Here is a 16,114-nt window from a genome sequence, read left to right on the forward strand (position 1 = left end):
CCGCCGAGCGCTCCCGGCATGGGAGCGCTCTTGGCCCATGCATTCTCCAGCGTGACCGATCGCTGCGGCGTTCCGCGGTCCATGGTCGCGCCAGCATTGTCGAGCGGGTCGACCGTACCGCACTCCCCGTGTTGGCAGCCGTCGACGGCTCGACCTGCGAACCCGCGCCCCATCGGTGATACGCCATCGGGTCACTGTCACTCCGGCCAGGGTCTGCCAGCCAGGCCACCGCCCCGATCAGGGTGGCAACGCCATCATGCGGTTTGCTGGCCGATTCGATCGGCAAGACACGCTGCGCCACCGCGATGCCATGGCCGAACGGCTGCGGGCTTATCGCAGCGTGCCCGGCATTCGGCATTCGGCATTCGGCATTCGGCATTCGGCATTCTCAGAATGCTGCGCCCATGTGAACTGTTGTCGCCCTGCGCGAATCAGGCGATCGAAGTCCGTTGCAAAGCGAACCCAACGGTGAGAGAAGTTAACGGATGGTGAACTGCAGTGTTCGGTTCATCTACCAGTCATCGCCTTGTCATCCAGCGCCGCGCCATCCCGGAGACACCACCCATGTCGTTTCGCACCCGGCCCCGTGCCAGTTCCCTGAGTCTTGCCCTGATGGCGGTGCTGACCGCCTCCAATGCCGCAGCGCAGTCGCAGACCAACGCGTCCCAGGACAGCGCCGCATCTGCCCCAGGCGCATCCGCAACGAATGCAAAACAACTGGATTCGGTCAAGGTGACGGGCTCGCGGATCGCGCGCGCCGGCTTCGATACGCTCGAACCTGCCAACGTGGTCGGCCGCGAATACATCCAAGGCTTCGGTTTCACCAATGTTGCCGATGCGCTTTTCCAGCAACCGGGTTTCGATGCCGGCGCCTCTTCCCGCGGCGACCAGGCGGGCTTCGGCGCGGGCGTCAACTTCCTGGGCCGCTTCGGACTGGGCTCCAATCGTCAGCTGACCCTGGTCGATGGCCGTCGCTTCGTCACCTCCAACCCGCCGACGGTGTTCGGCCCGGCAGGCGGCGGCACCCAGGTCGATCTCAATGTCATCCCCACGATCCTGATCGACCAGGTCGAAACCATCGGCGTCGGCGGCGCCCCGACCTACGGATCGGACGCGATCTCCGGGGTCAGCAACATCATCCTGATAAAGAATTTCGAGGGAGCCGAGGTGCGCATGGGCTATGGCCTGACCGACCGCGGCGACAACGAACGGTTCAATTACTCCGCATTGCTCGGCAGCAATTTCGGCGATGGTCGCGGCAACGTGACCATCGCCCTGGACGCCGACAACAGCCAGGGCGTACTCGGCACGGCACGTCGATTCCTGCGCCAGAGCTATTCGGTCCGTCCCAATCCGTCGGCGCGCGCGATCGCCGCCTTCCAACCAGGCCGGACCCCGGCCAACGATGGACGGGTCAATCCGCAAGTCGGCTTCAACACCGGGCCCAACGACGGCATTCCTGGCCGCGTGCTGATCCGTAACCGTCGCATCGCCGACATGACCTGGGGCGGCCTGCTGTTTCCCGCCGATGGCGACACCACACGCGATGCCAGCGGGCAGTTGCGTGGCTTCGGCGGCAACGAGGATCAGTTCGTCCAATTCGATCGCAACGGCAATCTGGTGAGCTACAACCCCGGGACCAACTTCGGGACCAGCGACGCCTCCGGGGGCGATGGCGTGGACCTGACCGAAACCAGCCAGATCATTTCCGACCTGGACCGCAAGTCGGTGTTCGCGCTCGGCAATTACGACTTCACCGATCAGCTGACCGGCTTCTTCGAAGCCTCGTTCTACAGCGCTACTGCGCGCGAACTGGTGGACCAGAACGTCTACAACGCCGCCGGCTTCGGCATCGGCTCGGTAGATGGCAGCGGCGACCAGAGTGGCGCCTTGAACTTCAATATCAACAACCCGTTCCTGTCCGAGCAGAATCGGCAGGTATTGCGCAGCCTGGGCACGGAAGACTTTCTGCTCTCGCGGTCCTCGCGCGATCTGGCCATGAACAACTCCGGCACCGATACCAACCTGTGGCGCGCGGTGTTCGGCCTGCAAGGCGCCTTCGATGCAGCCGGGCGCAATTTCACCTGGGAAGCGAGCGTCAACCACGGCGAAGGCAGTTTCGACTATTACAACTTTGGCTTGATCCAGCAGAACTTCATCAACGCGCTCAACGTCACCCGCAACAGCGCCGGGCAGATCGTTTGCGACAGCACCGCTGCCGGCACCACGGCCGATCCGGCCTGTGTCCCGTTGAATCTGTTCGGCGAGGGGGTGGCCTCCCCGGCTGCACGCAGCTACGTCACCACGCCCACCCATGCCCAGGCGCAGATGAAACAGACGGTCTTCAACGCCAACATCACCGGTGCGCTGATGGATCTGCCCGGCGGCGAACTGCGCTTCAACGCCGGCTACGAGCGGCGCAGGGAGGAAGGCAGCTTCACGCCGAGCGAGTTCGAACGCCTGGGCCGCGGGCGCTCGGTTCCCATCGCCCCTGCATCCGGCCAGTTCACCACCAACGAATACTTTGGCGAAATCCTCGCGCCGCTGGTCAAGACCGATGCAGATATTCCAGGGCTGCACCGCCTGGATCTGACCGGCAAGCTGCGTCGGGTGGAAAACACCGTCAACGGCTGGTTCAGCGCGTATACCTACGGCCTGCAGTACGAGCCCATCGCCGGCATGCAACTGCGCGGCAACAAGACCCGCTCGTTCCGCGCGCCCTCCATCGCCGAGCTCTACACCAGCCAGCAGCCGGCGTTCTACTTCATTCCCGAGCCCTGCAGCGCCGCACAGATCGGCAGTGGACCGCGCCCGGCCGTGCGTGCGCGCAATTGCCAGGCATTCTTCGCCGCTTACGGCAACGTCGACCCGGCCTCCTTCGAAGAGGCGCCCAGCAGCCAGCTCGGCTCGGTCAGCGGCAACGCGCGCCTGCAGAACGAGCAGGCCGAATCGTGGACGGCGGGCATCGTGCTGCAACCGGAGTGGATCAAGGGCCTGCGCGTTGCCGCAGACTGGTACGACATCCAGATCACCAACTCCGTGACGACCCTGAGCGCAGACGACATCGCCTCCGGCTGCTTCGACAGCGACACGTTCAACGCCAACGATGTACCCAATGCCAACAGCTTCTGCAGCCTGATCTCGCGCAATCCGCAGACCGGTGTCGCCAACGGGATCCGCACCAGCTATACCAATGGCCCGTACACCAACTTCCGCGGCTGGACCGCCGAGGTAACGTATCGATTCGATCTGGCGGCCATGCAATGGGGCAGCGGCGTGCTGGACCTGGGCTTCTACGGCTACTTCCCCAAGACGCTGGAAAGCGCGGCCGCCCCGGGCGTGCCGCCGGATGAATCGGTGGGCGAGCTCGGTGCATCCAAACGGCAGTTCCAGTGGAATGCGCGATACAGGAGCAATCACTGGGACCTCGGCCTGAGTGCCAACTACGTCAGCGGCGCGGTGTACGACCTGTTGAATACCGTCGAGACCCGCGACTTCCTGAGCATCCCCAGCTACACCAGCTACGACGCCAACATCGGCTATGCGTTCGATGCGCACGCCAGCATCAATCTGGCTGCGCTGAACGTGACCGACAAGCTGGTCGCATTTCCGTCCCTGTTCGACGGGCTGGGCCGCCGCTACATGCTGACCTTGAACTACCGTTTCTAGCCCTCGGCCGGCGACCGGATCCGTCTGGCTCCGGTCGCCGTGCTCGATGGCAACGACGATTCAGACGCTGCGCGCATGGCAGCGTGCACGGGCATGCGATAATCGGCCGTCCCCCGCATCACGCCCGCCATGACCCGCACCGCACTCGTCACCACCGCCCTGCCCTACGCCAACGGCCCACTGCATCTGGGCCACCTGGTCGGCTATATCCAGGCCGACATCTGGGTGCGCGCGCGCCGCCTGCGCGGCGACAAGACCTGGTTCGTCTGCGCCGACGACACCCACGGCACACCGATCATGCTGGCCGCCGAAAAGGCCGGGGTCACTCCGGAAGCCTTCATCGCCAGCATCCAGGCCAGTCACGAGCGCGATTTCGCCGCCTTCGGGGTGACCTTCGATCATTACGATTCGACCAATTCGCCGGTCAATCGCGAGCTCACCGAGGCCTTCTACGCCAGGCTCGAGGCCGCTGGACACATCAGCCGGCGCTCGGTGGCGCAGTTCTACGACCCGGCCAAGGGCATGTTCCTGCCCGATCGCTACATCAAGGGCATCTGCCCCAACTGCGGCAGCGCCGACCAGTACGGCGACAACTGCGAAGTCTGCGGTGCGACCTATGCGCCCACCGAACTGAAGGACCCCCGGTCGGTGATTTCCGGTGCCACGCCGGAGCTGCGCGACTCGGAGCATTTCTTCTTCGAAGTGGGCCATTTCGATGGTTTCCTGCGCGACTGGCTGGCCGGCGATGTGGCACTGCCGGGCGTCAAGGCCAAGCTCAAGGAATGGCTGGACGCCGAGGGCGGCCTGCGCGCCTGGGACATCTCGCGCGATGCGCCGTATTTCGGTTTCCAGATCCCCGGCCAGCCGGGCAAGTACTTCTACGTGTGGCTGGATGCGCCGATCGGCTACCTGTGCAGCTTCAAGACCCTGTGCGCGCAGATGGGCGAAGACTTCCAAGCGCATCTGGTCGCCGGCACCCAGACCGAGCTGCATCACTTCATCGGCAAGGACATCGTCAATTTCCACGGCCTGTTCTGGCCGGCGGTGCTGCACGGCACCGGTCACCGCGCGCCGACACGCCTGCACGTCAACGGTTATCTGACCGTGGACGGCGCCAAGATGTCCAAGTCGCGCGGCACCTTCGTGATGGCGCGGACCTTCCTGGACGTGGGCCTGGAGCCGGAAGCACTGCGTTACTACTTCGCGGCCAAGTCCTCCGGCGGCGTGGACGATCTGGATCTGAACCTGGGCGATTTCGTCGCGCGGGTGAATGCGGACCTGGTCGGCAAGTTCGTCAACCTGGCCAGCCGCTGCGCCGGCTTCATCGGCAAGCGCTTCGACGGCAGGCTCGCCGAGGCACTGCCCGACCCGGCGCAGTACGACCGCTTCGTCGCCGCACTGGCGCCGATCCGCGAGGCCTACGAACGCAACGACGCGGCCAGCGCGATCCGCCAGACCATGGCCCTGGCCGACGAAGCCAACAAGTACATCGACGACACCAAGCCGTGGGTGATCGCCAAGCAGGACGGCGCCGATGCGCTGCTGCAGTCGGTATGCACGCAGGGCCTGAACCTGTTCCGCATCCTGGTGGCCGCGCTCAAGCCGATCCTGCCGCGCACCTGCGCCGAGGCCGAAGCCTTCCTGTCGGCACCGGTGACCAGTTGGGAAGACGTGAGCCGTCCACTGACCGCGCACACCATCCAGCCCTACACCGCCCTGTTCACCCGTATCGACCCCAAACTGATCGACGCCATGACCGACGCTTCCAAGGACACCCTCGCCCCCGCACCCGACGCCGCCAAACCCGCTCCCGCTCCCGCTGTCCCGGGAACCGGGTCCCCGGTCCCGGGTCCCGACTACATCGCCATCGACGATTTCGCCAAGCTCGACCTGCGCATCGGCAAGGTGCTGGTGTGCGAATTCGTGGAAGGCTCGGACAAGCTGCTGCGCTTCGAGCTCGATGCCGGCGAGCTGGGCAAGCGGCAGATCTTCTCGGGCATCCGTGGCAGCTACGGCGAACCGGAGACATTGGTGGGCCGCAGCGTGGTGTTCATCGCCAACCTGGCCCCGCGCAAGATGCGCTTCGGCATCAGCGAAGGCATGATCCTGTCGGCCGGCTTCGACGGCGGTGCGCTGGCACTGCTGGATGCCGATGCCGGTGCGCAGCCGGGCATGCCTGTGCGTTGAAGCGGGATTGGGGAGTCGGGATTCGGGATTCGTAAAAGCCAGAACGCATTGTTGAGGGAGACCTGACTCGAGTGCCTGGCGCGCCCCCTCATCCGCCCCTGCGGGGCACCTTCTCCCGCAGGGGAGAAGGAAAGATTTCAGAGCCCCTCTCCCATTGGGAAAGGGGTTGGGGTGAGGGTACGGAGCGAAGCCCTGATGTCTTTACGAACTGCACGTGGCTCCGCCCGTACCCTCATCCGCCCCTGCGGGGCATCTTCTCCCGCAGGGAGAAGGGAAGACACTGCGCCTCCAACCAATCCCCAATCCCCAATCCCCGCCCCTCATGCACCTGGCCCTGTTCGACTTCGACCACACCATCACCACCTGCGACACCTATGCACGCTTCCTGCGCAAGGTGGCGACGCCGGCGCAGCTGGCGGCGGCAAGGTGGCAGGTGGGTCCGTGGGTGCTGGGCTATCGGTTGGGCATGGTCTCGGCTGCGGCGCTGCGCGCGCGGGTGACGCGCATCGTGTTCACCGGTCGCTCGCTGGACGAGATGGCAGCGCATGGCATTGATTACGCGCGCACCACCCTGCCGGGCGTGCTGCGTGCAGAGATGATGCAACGCATCGACTGGCACCAGGCGCAGGGACACGAAGTCCTACTGGTGTCGGCCTCGCTGGACCTGTATCTGCAGCCCTGGTGCCTGCAGCATGGGCTGTCGCTGATCTGCAACCGGCTCGACCACACCGGCGGCATGCTGACCGGCCGCTATGCCGATGGCGATTGCGGGCCGCACAAAGCCGCGCATGTCCGCGCGCATTGCGACCTGGCGCAGTACGCCTGCGTGCACGCCTATGGCGACAGCCGCGAAGACAGGCCGATGCTGGCGCTGGCGCAGCGGCGCTGGTATCGCGGCCATCTGGTGCATTGAGACCGCAATGCACTTGCCCACGCCCGATCTGGTCGAACGCCTCGATCGCCTGCTGCCGCAGACCCAGTGCGGCCAGTGCGGTTATGACGGCTGCCGCCCCTACGCGCAGGCGATGGCGGACGGCTTGGCCGACGTCGACCACTGCCCGCCCGGCGGCGATGCCGGCGCCCGCGCACTGGCGCAGGTGCTCGGCGTGCCCGCACGCCCCTACGACCGCAGTCGCGGCACGCATCTCCCACCGCAGGTGGCCTGGATCGTGGAGGCCGACTGCATCGGCTGCACCAAATGCATCCAAGCCTGTCCGGTGGATGCCATCGTCGGCGGCGCCAAGCACATGCACACGGTGATCGCGCCACTGTGTACCGGCTGCGAGCTATGCCTGCCGGCCTGCCCGGTCGATTGCATCGAGCTGCATCGGCTCGGCTGACGTCGGCGCTGGGCCGGACGCATCGCCGATCATTCCAGCGACAGTGATCTCCGGCATCCGGTGACACCTCCGCGCCGTCGGGAACGTCCCGACGCCTGGTGGCGCATCCATGCGACGGTAGCGTCCGTATGCATAGGCACTCCCGTCGAGGACCCGCCGATGCGCCTGCTTGCCGCCGCCCTGAACGCGATTGCCGTCCGCTGCCGACCGATTCCGCCGTTGTTGCTGGTGGTGCTCGGCAGCCTGCCGTCAGGCGCGGCGGCGGTGACACGCATCGACGCCGATGCCTTCGACGCCGACAGCGGCGCCCTGCGCTATCGCGAATCGCACTGGCTGCTCGACGACGGTGGACGGCTGGTGCTGTACCGCTGTCCCAACGGGCAGGCATTCGCGCGCAAGCAGGTCGATGGTGGCGGCAGCGCGCCCGACTTCAGTTTGAGCGATGCACGCGACGGCTACCGCGAAGGCGTGCGGCGGCGCGGTGAGGTGCGCGAGATGTTCCAGCAACCGCCCGGCAAGCCCGAACGCCGCACCCCACTGCCGGCGGGCGAAGACGAACGTGTCATCGATGCCGGCTTCGATGCCTACCTGCGCGCGCACTGGGATGCCTTGGCCACCGCGCCACGACGGGTGGACTTCGTGCTGCCCAGCCTGCAGCGGCAACTGGCCTTTCGCGTGAAACGCATCGACGATGTTGCAGGCCAGCGGCGCTTCCGCATCGCGCTGGACACCTGGTATGGCGCGGCCGTGCCGTCGCTGGAAGTGCGTTACTCCATCGCCGGCAAGCGCCTGCTGGAATTCCGTGGCGTGGGCAATCTGCGCGATGCGCAGGGGCGCTACCCGCGCGTGCGCATCGTGTTTCCGGATACGGCGCCGCGTGCCGGCACCGACGCCGAGCTGCAGCAGGCGCGTGAGCAACCGTTGACCCGCAGTTGCGCTGCTGCGTGATGTCGGCATGCGCCATCTTCACGCCCGGCCACGCGCCGTTGCGTACAACGGCCCGGGCATCCATCCCGCGCACAGGACTACCCGCATGGCAAAGACCTACCTCTGGATCAACGCAGTGCTCTATCTCGCCCTGGCGGTATGGTGCACGCTCTCCCCGGTCAAGACCGCGAACGCGGTGGGCTATACACAGCTCTCGCCAGCCGGCCAATCCGAATACCTGGTCATCTATGGCGGCCTGCAGTTGGGCATGGCGTTCCTGTTCGGCTACTTCGCCTGGGTCGATCAACCGCGTACCGGCCTGCTGGTCGCACTGGCGTTCTATGTGCCCATCGTGCTGTTCCGCAGCGTGTCGCTGGCGAAGTTGTGGCCGGTTTCCACACCCACGGTGGCGCTGGCAGGGGTGGAGATCGTGTTGTTGCTCGCCGCCGCGCTGCTGTGGTGGCGCAAGTGAAGGACAGCGTCGGCCCAGTCCGGTAGCATCGCGCTCACCTCTCCCACCGCCCGACCGCATGAGTGCCATTCCCGGCCACGACGACGATGAAACCGGACGCCTGCTGACCGCAACTGCGGGCGGCGACCGGCATGCCTTCGAAGCGCTGTATCGGCAGACCTCGCCCAAGCTGTTCGGGGTGTGTCTGCGTCTGATTCCGCAGCGTGCCGAGGCCGAGGAAGTGCTGCAGGACGTGTTCACGCTGATCTGGCACAAGGCCGGCCAGTTCGACCCCAGCCGTGCGCGCGGACTGACCTGGCTGGCGATGATCGCGCGCAACAAGGCCATCGACCATCTGCGCGCCAACGCACCGCAGCGCCGCAACGTAGCGTTGGACGATGCTGGCGAGTTGCGCGATGGCGATGTCTCGCCGCTGGAGCGCACCGAGCGCGCCAGCACCCGCCGGCGCATCGACCACTGCCTGGCCGAACTGGAACCACCGCGTAGCGAGTTGATCCGCACTGCGTTCTTCGAAGGCATCACCTACGAAGAACTGGCCGCGCGCACCGACACACCCATCGGCACGGTCAAGAGCTGGATCCGCCGTGGCCTGGCCAAACTCAAGGCATGTCTGGAACGATGAGTACGCCCTTTCCCATCGACCAGGAACCACCGCGCGACGTGTTGGCGGGCGAGTACGTGCTGGGGCTGCTGAGCGCCGACGAGCGCCTGGCGATCGAGCAGCGGATCGCCACCGATGCCGCATTTGCCCAGGCGGTATTGCAGTGGCAGGAGCATCTGGCTCCGCTGCTGGAAGACATCGCCGCAGTGACACCACCGGATCAGATCTGGGTGCGCGTGCGCCAGACCTTGGGCTTCGATACGCCGCTGCGTGCAGTGCCGGTGGCAACGCCTGCGGTCACCGGCACGTCGGCCACGCCGCTGTGGAACAACGTGCGCCTGTGGCGCTGGACCACCGCTGCGGGCCTGGCCACTGCGGCGGTCTGCGTGCTGGCGCTGCTGAACCTGCGCACCGCGCCCACTCCCGATCAACCGCGCCAGACGCCGGTCGTGCAGACGCCGGCCACCCCGCCTGCGACGACCACGCCACCGGCTACCGGCATTGCGATGACATCGACGCTGGCCACCGAAGACGGGCGTCCCGGCTACGTGGCGCTGATGGATGCCGACCAGCACACCATCACGGTGACGCCGCTGGACCGCACCGCCACCGCCGACAAGGTGCCCGAGCTGTGGCTGATCACGCCCGACGGCAAGGCGCATTCGATGGGCACCTTCGACGATCAACGTGCGCATCGTGCGCAGATCCCCGATCGGTTGATGCCGATGCTGAGCAACGAGGCGATCCTGGCGGTGACGCTGGAGCCACCCGGTGGTGCGCCAGGCGGCGTGGCCACCGGCACTGTGGTGGCCAAGGGCGGCATCAGCACACTGGCAATGGCGCCCTGATCCGGCGCGGCCCGCGCACTGGCGGCGGGCCGCGCGTCGGCGGCAGCGGGCCATGCTGGCTGCAACCGCAACTGCCACCGGCGCCACGTGGCCGACAGGCACCAACGCTTGCAGCACGGCCTGCCATTTCCAGGCAGGCCGCATTTTCACAAGCAACCTCATGCTTGCCAGCGATACTGCGCGCACATCCGTGTAGGCAGCTGCACGCGCGGTCCGCATAAACGGGCGCGCTGTCTACACGCATGTGACGATCAAGCAGGCTGGTGCATCCATCGGCCGGCGGTTTCCGTAAACCGACCCAATGCCCCCTGGAGATTGCTGCGTGCCGAGTACTGGACTCGACCCTCGCGTTGCCGCGCCACCGCCCCAGTCCTCACCAGCGGATCGCCGCAGCCGGATCCATTCGCGGATCGGCAGCCTGCGTCGCTGGGTGGATACGCAGGCCGACATTCCCTTGGACGAGGCAAGCGCCGACCGTATCGACTGGCTGCGCGCCCTGCCCTATGTCGCGCTGCACCTGGCCTGCCTGGCGGTGTTCTGGGTCGGCGCGTCGTGGTTTGCAGTGGGGATGGCGCTATCGCTGTATGCGTTACGCATGTTCGCACTCACCGGTTTCTACCACCGGTACTTCTCGCACCGTGCGTTCAAGACCTCGCGCGTGCTGCAGTTCGTGTTCGCCGCCATCGGCGCCACCTGCGTGCAGCGTGGGCCGCTGTGGTGGGCCGCGCACCATCGTAATCATCACCGGCACACCGATACCGGCCGCGATCCGCATTCGCCGGCCCGGCACGGCTTCTGGTGGAGCCATACCGGCTGGTTCCTCACCCCGCGCAACTTCCGCACCGACTGGGAGGTCATCCCCGATCTGCGCCGCTTCGCCGAACTGCGCTTCCTGGACCGGTTCGACATCGTGATGCCGATGCTGCTGGCCGTTGGCCTGTATCTGCTGGGCGACTGGCTGGCCGATGCGGCACCCGCCCTGAAGACCAGTGGCGCGCAATTGCTGGTGTGGGGATTTGCGATCTCCACCGTCGCGCTGTTCCATGCCACCTTCACCATCAATTCGCTGGCGCACCGTTTCGGCAGCCGGCGCTTCGATACCCGCGACGACAGCCGCAACAACTGGCTGCTGGCGCTGCTCACCTTTGGCGAAGGCTGGCACAACAATCACCACTTCTTTCCCGGCTCGGCGCGCCAGGGCCTGCGTTGGTGGGAGTACGACCTGACCTGGTACGGGCTTACCGCGATGTCGTGGGTGGGGCTGGTGTGGGACCTCAAGCCGATGCCGGCGTCGCTGATCAAACGTGGCCGGCGGGTGGCACGATGAGCAAACGCAGAATTGCAGTGGTCGGTGCCGGCATTGCCGGCCTCGGTGCCGCGTGGCTGCTATCGCGCCGCTACGAGGTCACCGTGTTCGAGGCCGCCGATTACCTCGGCGGCCACACGCACACGCACCAGATCCAGCTCGACGGCCAGCACTACGCAGTGGACAGCGGCTTCATCGTGTTCAATCCGCAGCACTATCCGCTGCTCACGCGCATGTTCGCCGAACTCGACGTGGCCGCGCAGCCGACCACGATGAGCTTTTCCGTGCACGACGCGCGCAGCGGGCTCGAATACAACGCGGGCAGCTTGAACGGGTTGTTCTGCCAACGCCGCAACCTGCTCAGTCCACGCTTCTGGGGCATGCTGGCCGATTTGCGCCGCTTCTATCGGCAGGCACCGGCGGTGCTGCACAGCGACGAGCGTTTCAGCACCCTGGGCGCGTACCTGCAGCGGCATGGCTATTCGGACGCATTCCGCGACCAGCATCTGGTGCCGATGGCCTCGGCACTGTGGTCCTCGCCCTCGCAGACCATTCTCCAGTTTCCGATGGGCCAGCTGATCGGCTTCATGGCCAACCATCACATGCTGCAACTCAGCGGACGGCCGCAGTGGCAGGTGGTACGCGGCGGCTCCAACAGCTACGTGCGTGCGCTGCAGCGGCGCTGGCAGGTGTTCGAGCGCCTGTCCACGCCGGTGCATGACATCCACCGAACCCCCGATGGCGTGGTGGTCAACTCGCTGTGCGGGCAGGAGCAGTTCGACGAGGTGGTGCTGGCCTGCCACGCCGACGATGCGCTGGCATTGCTCGGCGATGCGACCGAGGCCGAACGACAGATCCTGGGTGGCATCACCTACCAGGACAACGACACCGTATTGCATACCGACGCGCGCGTCCTGCCGCGCGATCGGCGCGCATGGGCAGCCTGGAACGCGCATGTGCCGGCCGACCCGCAGGCGCCGTGCACGGTGAGTTACTGGATGAACGCATTGCAGTCGATCGCTTCGCCGCAGCCGTTCATCGTCAGCCTCAATCGCGATCACGACATCGACCCGGCCAAGGTGCTGCGGCGCATGCGCTACCGGCACCCGGTGCAGAATGCCGCTGCGCTCAGTGCGCAGGACCGCAAGGCCGAGATCCAGGGCAGGCAGCACACCTGGTTCGCTGGTGCGGCCTGGGGCTTCGGCTTCCACGAAGACGGGCTGCGCAGCGGCGTGGACGTGGCACATGCGTTGGGAGTGGACTGGTGATGCAGTTGCTGCGCGAAGCCAGCACCGATGCCGTGCCGCTGCCCCCCGGCGAGGACAGCGGCGCCGGCAGCGCGGCCTACGGATTGCGCAGTGCGCTCTACACCGGCTGGGTGCGGCACCGGCGATTCACGCCCAAGCCGCTGCAGTTCCGTTACCGGCTTTTCCTGCTGTACCTGGACCTGTCCGAGCTGGATCGGGTGTTCGCAGGCCGCTGGCTGTGGTCGGTGGGGCGCGCCAACCTGGCGCAGTTCCGCCGCAGCGATTACCTGGGCGACCCGACCATTCCACTGGATCAGGCCGTGCGCGATTGCGTGCAGGCGCACACCGGCGAGCGCCCCGATGGCGCGATCCGCCTGTTGACGCATCTGCGCTACTTCGGCCATGTGTTCAACCCGGTGAGCTTCTATTACTGCTTCGACCGCCATGACGGATTGCGCTGGATCGTGGCGGAAATCACCAACACGCCGTGGCAGCAACGCCATGCCTACGTGCTGCCGGTGGCGCAGGCGCGCAGCCACCGCGACGTGCATGCATGGCGCTTCGACAAGCGCTTCCACGTGTCGCCGTTCATGGGCATGCAGCAGCAGTACGACTGGCGCTTCAGCGTGCCGGCCGCGCAACTGCGCGTACATATGGACGTGCTGGATGCGCCGCACGATGCCGCTGTCGAGACCGGCGGCGCACGCCGCTTCGATGCCACCCTGGTGCTGCAACGCCAGCCGCTGTGCGCACGCACGCTGGCGCGGACCTTGCTCGCCTACCCCCTGATGACCGTGCAGGTCGTGATCGCCATCCACTGGCAGGCGTTGCGCCTGTGGCTGCGCGGCAACCCGGTCCACGACCATCCCCACCCGCCTGTGCGAGATCGCCGATGAATGCAACGTCCCTGCCCGACACCGCTCCCTCACGCACGGCGTCCTGGATGGATCGACTGTTGCGCAAGCGCCTGCTGGCCACGCTCGGCGAGCTGCGCGATGGGCAACTGCTGCTGCACGACGCCGACGGCATCACCACGCTGGGCACGGCCGCCGGCGCGCAGGCGCTGCAGGTGCAGCTGCGCGTGACCGACCCGGGCTTCTATCGCCAGGCCGCGCTCAACGGCAGCGTGGGGGCCGGCGAGTCGTACATGGACGGGCAATGGCAGTGCGACGATCTGGTCGGGCTGATGCGCGTGCTGCTGCGCAACCGCGACCGCCTGGACGCGATGGAAACCGGCACCGCGCGCCTCGGCGGCTGGGCCATGCGCGGCCTGCATGCGCTGGCCCGCAACACCCGCAGCGGCAGCCGGCGCAACATCGCCGCGCATTACGATCTGGGCAACCCGCTGTTCAAACTGTTCCTGGACGAGAACCTGATGTATTCCTCGGCGATCTTCGTCGAGGGCGAAGAAGCGCAGGGCGAAGCGGCGCTGGAGCGCGCGGCCACGCGCAAGCTCGAACGCATCTGCCAGAAACTGCGCCTGGGCCCGCAGCACCACGTGCTGGAAATCGGCACCGGCTGGGGTGGCTTCGCCCTGCATGCCGCCCGCGAACACGGCTGCCGCGTCACCACCACCACCATCTCGCGCGAGCAGTTCGAGCTGGCCTCGCAGCGCATCGCCGCTGCCGGGCTGAGCGATCGGGTCACATTGTTGCTGTGCGACTACCGCGATCTGCAGGGTCGCTTCGACCGCGTGGTGTCGATCGAGATGATCGAAGCGATCGGCCACCAGTATCTGGATACCTACTTCGCCAAGGTCGGCAGCCTGCTCACCGACGATGGCGAAGCGCTGATCCAGGCCATCACCATCGAAGACCACCGCTATACGCGGGCGCTGCACTCGGTGGACTTCATCAAGCGGCATATCTTTCCCGGCAGCTTCATCCCCTCGGTGGCCGCGATGACCGGCGCGATCGCCAATGCCAGCGATCTGCGCCTGTTCCACCTGGAAGACATCGGCCCGAGCTATGCCTTGACCCTGCGCGCATGGCGGCAGCGCTTCATGGCGCAGCTGCCGCAGGTACGCGCACTGGGCTACGACGAGCGCTTCATCCGCATGTGGGAGTTCTACCTGGCCTATTGCGAGGCGGGCTTTCTGGAGCGCTCGATCGGCGACGTGCATCTGTGGCTGAGCAAGCCGGGCGCACGCCCGCCGCAGTTCGTGCCCGGCCTTGCCAACGCATGAAGCAGCTGGGCAACTATCTCGGCCTGCAGGTGCTGTGGCTGGTCGCCGTCAGCAGCGCTGTGCATGCACGCATCTGGCCCACGCTGTCGGTGCTGGCGGCGTTCGCGCTGTACCAGCTGTGGCCGTCGCGGCGCGCGCCGGGCGATGTGCAGCTGATGGTCGCGGGGTTGTCGCTGGGATTGCTGCTGGACACCACGCTCGCCGCAGGCAACTGGGTGCGTTATGCAGCGCCGTGGCCGGGCAGCCTGCTGGCGCCGCCCTGGATCCTGGCGTTGTGGCTGGGCTTTGCGCTCACCCTCAATCATTCGCTGGCCGCAGTGATGCAGCGGCCATGGCTGGCGGTGCTGCTCGGCGCCATCTTCGGGCCGCTTTCCTACTGGCTGGCGCAACGCGGTTGGCGCGCAGTGGAGTTTCAATCGCCCTCTCTGCACGCCATGCTCGCTGTGGGTACCGGCTGGGGAGTGGCCTGCGGCGTGTTGTCGCTGTATGCACGCCGTCTGGGACCACCATTGCCCGAACACATCACCGGAGAACTGCAATGACTGCCTGGCCGCTGCTGCATGTGGGCGTGTTCGCAAGCGTGGTGATGGTGATCGGCTGGCTGTGGCAACGCCGTAGCGGCAACGCCGGCCCGGTCGATGTGCTGTGGGCGGCTTGCCTGGCAGTGGCTGCGCCGTATTGCGCGTGGGTGTCCGATGGCGCGGTGTTGCCGCGGGTGCTGGTGGCGGTGCTGGGCGGCGTGTGGGGTGCGCGCCTGGCCTGGCATCTGGGCGTGCGCGTGTTCGGCGACCCGCACGAAGACGGCCGCTATCGCGCACTGCGCGAGCATTGGAATGGCAGCCAGAGCAAGTTTCTCGGCTTTTTCCTGGCCCAGGCGGTGGTGGTGGTGCTGTTCGCGGTGCCGTTCCTGGCAGCTGCCAGCAATCCCAATCCGGAATGGAGCCCGTGGACCAGCCTGGCGATCGTGGTGTGGCTGGTCGCCGTCGGTGGCGAGGCGCTGGCAGACCGGCAACTGTCTGCGCACAAGGCCGACCCGGCCAATCGCGGCAAGACCTGTCGCAAGGGTCTGTGGCGATATTCGCGTCATCCCAATTATTTCTTCGAGTTCGTGCACTGGTTCGCCTACCTGGCGCTGGCCGTCGGCGCCGGGCCGTGGCCGGTGGCGCTGTGCGCGCTCGGGCCGGTCGTGATGTTCGTGTTCCTGTATCGCTTCACCGGCATTCCCTATACCGAGCAGCAGGCATTGCGCTCGCGCGGGGAGGACTACGCGCAGTACCAACGCAGCACCAGCGCGTTCTTCCCGCTTCCCCCTTCGTCCTGAGCTGCCTGGAG

14 protein-coding genes are annotated in these 16,114 nt (G+C 66.5%); all 14 read left to right on the forward strand.

What is annotated here, in order from left to right; genetic code table 11:
• Positions 1-564: 564 nt before the first annotated feature.
• Positions 565-3,669 carry a TonB-dependent receptor domain-containing protein gene (locus LL964_RS13405; RefSeq protein WP_104588077.1) on the forward strand — a complete coding sequence of 1,035 codons (3,105 nt, stop codon included), beginning with the start codon at positions 565-567 and terminating at the stop codon, positions 3,667-3,669.
• A gap of 129 nt (positions 3,670-3,798) precedes the next feature.
• On the forward strand, positions 3,799-5,856 hold the full coding sequence (gene metG, locus LL964_RS13410; RefSeq protein WP_104588078.1) for a methionine--tRNA ligase: 2,058 nt from the start codon (positions 3,799-3,801) through the stop codon (positions 5,854-5,856).
• Positions 5,857-6,178: 322 nt separating this feature from the next.
• Complete coding sequence (locus LL964_RS13415) at positions 6,179-6,769, forward strand: HAD family hydrolase (RefSeq protein ID WP_104588079.1); 591 nt, start codon at positions 6,179-6,181, stop codon at positions 6,767-6,769.
• 7 nt (positions 6,770-6,776) lie between these two features.
• Entirely contained in the window at positions 6,777-7,196 is a 420-nt protein-coding gene (gene rnfB / locus LL964_RS13420) for an Rnf electron transport complex subunit RnfB (RefSeq protein ID WP_146092397.1), read from the forward strand.
• 159 nt (positions 7,197-7,355) lie between these two features.
• Positions 7,356-8,144: a hypothetical protein gene (locus tag LL964_RS13425; protein WP_104588080.1), complete on the forward strand. Its 789-nt coding sequence runs from the start codon at positions 7,356-7,358 to the stop codon at positions 8,142-8,144.
• A gap of 85 nt (positions 8,145-8,229) precedes the next feature.
• Positions 8,230-8,595, forward strand: coding sequence for a DUF4345 family protein (locus LL964_RS13430; protein ID WP_104588081.1), 366 nt, complete (start codon positions 8,230-8,232; stop codon positions 8,593-8,595).
• 58 nt (positions 8,596-8,653) lie between these two features.
• On the forward strand, positions 8,654-9,217 hold the full coding sequence (locus tag LL964_RS13435) for a sigma-70 family RNA polymerase sigma factor (protein ID WP_104588082.1): 564 nt from the start codon (positions 8,654-8,656) through the stop codon (positions 9,215-9,217).
• Positions 9,214-10,044, forward strand: a complete 831-nt coding sequence (locus LL964_RS13440) for an anti-sigma factor (RefSeq protein WP_167395380.1) — start codon at positions 9,214-9,216, stop codon at positions 10,042-10,044. Before LL964_RS13435 ends, LL964_RS13440 begins: the two co-directional genes overlap by 4 nt.
• A gap of 322 nt (positions 10,045-10,366) precedes the next feature.
• Positions 10,367-11,371: an acyl-CoA desaturase gene (locus LL964_RS13445; RefSeq protein ID WP_167395381.1), complete on the forward strand. Its 1,005-nt coding sequence runs from the start codon at positions 10,367-10,369 to the stop codon at positions 11,369-11,371.
• On the forward strand, positions 11,368-12,618 hold the full coding sequence (locus tag LL964_RS13450; RefSeq protein ID WP_104588085.1) for an NAD(P)/FAD-dependent oxidoreductase: 1,251 nt from the start codon (positions 11,368-11,370) through the stop codon (positions 12,616-12,618). Before LL964_RS13445 ends, LL964_RS13450 begins: the two co-directional genes overlap by 4 nt.
• Positions 12,618-13,493, forward strand: a complete 876-nt coding sequence (locus LL964_RS13455; protein WP_167395385.1) for a DUF1365 domain-containing protein — start codon at positions 12,618-12,620, stop codon at positions 13,491-13,493. Before LL964_RS13450 ends, LL964_RS13455 begins: the two co-directional genes overlap by 1 nt.
• Positions 13,490-14,782 carry an SAM-dependent methyltransferase gene (locus LL964_RS13460; RefSeq protein WP_104588086.1) on the forward strand — a complete coding sequence of 431 codons (1,293 nt, stop codon included), beginning with the start codon at positions 13,490-13,492 and terminating at the stop codon, positions 14,780-14,782. The genes LL964_RS13455 and LL964_RS13460 overlap by 4 nt, the downstream gene beginning before the upstream one ends.
• Positions 14,779-15,324, forward strand: coding sequence for a DUF2878 domain-containing protein (locus LL964_RS13465; RefSeq protein WP_104588087.1), 546 nt, complete (start codon positions 14,779-14,781; stop codon positions 15,322-15,324). Before LL964_RS13460 ends, LL964_RS13465 begins: the two co-directional genes overlap by 4 nt.
• A complete protein-coding gene (locus tag LL964_RS13470; RefSeq protein WP_104588088.1) occupies positions 15,321-16,103 on the forward strand; it encodes a DUF1295 domain-containing protein in 783 nt (260 codons plus the stop codon). The genes LL964_RS13465 and LL964_RS13470 overlap by 4 nt, the downstream gene beginning before the upstream one ends.
• Positions 16,104-16,114 lie beyond the last annotated feature (11 nt).

This window comes from Xanthomonas melonis (assembly GCF_020783655.1).
Taxonomy (GTDB): Bacteria; Pseudomonadota; Gammaproteobacteria; order Xanthomonadales; family Xanthomonadaceae; genus Xanthomonas; species Xanthomonas melonis.

Excerpts from the sequence above, each read along its gene's own strand:
- LL964_RS13425 (WP_104588080.1), top strand. The coding sequence starts at position 7,356 with ATGCGCCTGCTTGCCGCCGCCCTGAACGCGATTGCCGTCCGCTGCCGA.
- LL964_RS13435 (WP_104588082.1), top strand. The coding sequence starts at position 8,654 with ATGAGTGCCATTCCCGGCCACGACGACGATGAAACCGGACGCCTGCTG.
- LL964_RS13460 (WP_104588086.1), top strand. The coding sequence starts at position 13,490 with ATGAATGCAACGTCCCTGCCCGACACCGCTCCCTCACGCACGGCGTCC.
- LL964_RS13470 (WP_104588088.1), top strand. The coding sequence starts at position 15,321 with ATGACTGCCTGGCCGCTGCTGCATGTGGGCGTGTTCGCAAGCGTGGTG.
- rnfB (WP_146092397.1), top strand. The coding sequence starts at position 6,777 with ATGCACTTGCCCACGCCCGATCTGGTCGAACGCCTCGATCGCCTGCTG.
- LL964_RS13450 (WP_104588085.1), top strand. The coding sequence starts at position 11,368 with ATGAGCAAACGCAGAATTGCAGTGGTCGGTGCCGGCATTGCCGGCCTC.
- LL964_RS13440 (WP_167395380.1), top strand. The coding sequence starts at position 9,214 with ATGAGTACGCCCTTTCCCATCGACCAGGAACCACCGCGCGACGTGTTG.
- LL964_RS13430 (WP_104588081.1), top strand. The coding sequence starts at position 8,230 with ATGGCAAAGACCTACCTCTGGATCAACGCAGTGCTCTATCTCGCCCTG.
- LL964_RS13405 (WP_104588077.1), top strand. The coding sequence starts at position 565 with ATGTCGTTTCGCACCCGGCCCCGTGCCAGTTCCCTGAGTCTTGCCCTG.
- LL964_RS13455 (WP_167395385.1), top strand. The coding sequence starts at position 12,618 with ATGCAGTTGCTGCGCGAAGCCAGCACCGATGCCGTGCCGCTGCCCCCC.
- LL964_RS13415 (WP_104588079.1), top strand. The coding sequence starts at position 6,179 with ATGCACCTGGCCCTGTTCGACTTCGACCACACCATCACCACCTGCGAC.
- metG (WP_104588078.1), top strand. The coding sequence starts at position 3,799 with ATGACCCGCACCGCACTCGTCACCACCGCCCTGCCCTACGCCAACGGC.
- LL964_RS13465 (WP_104588087.1), top strand. The coding sequence starts at position 14,779 with ATGAAGCAGCTGGGCAACTATCTCGGCCTGCAGGTGCTGTGGCTGGTC.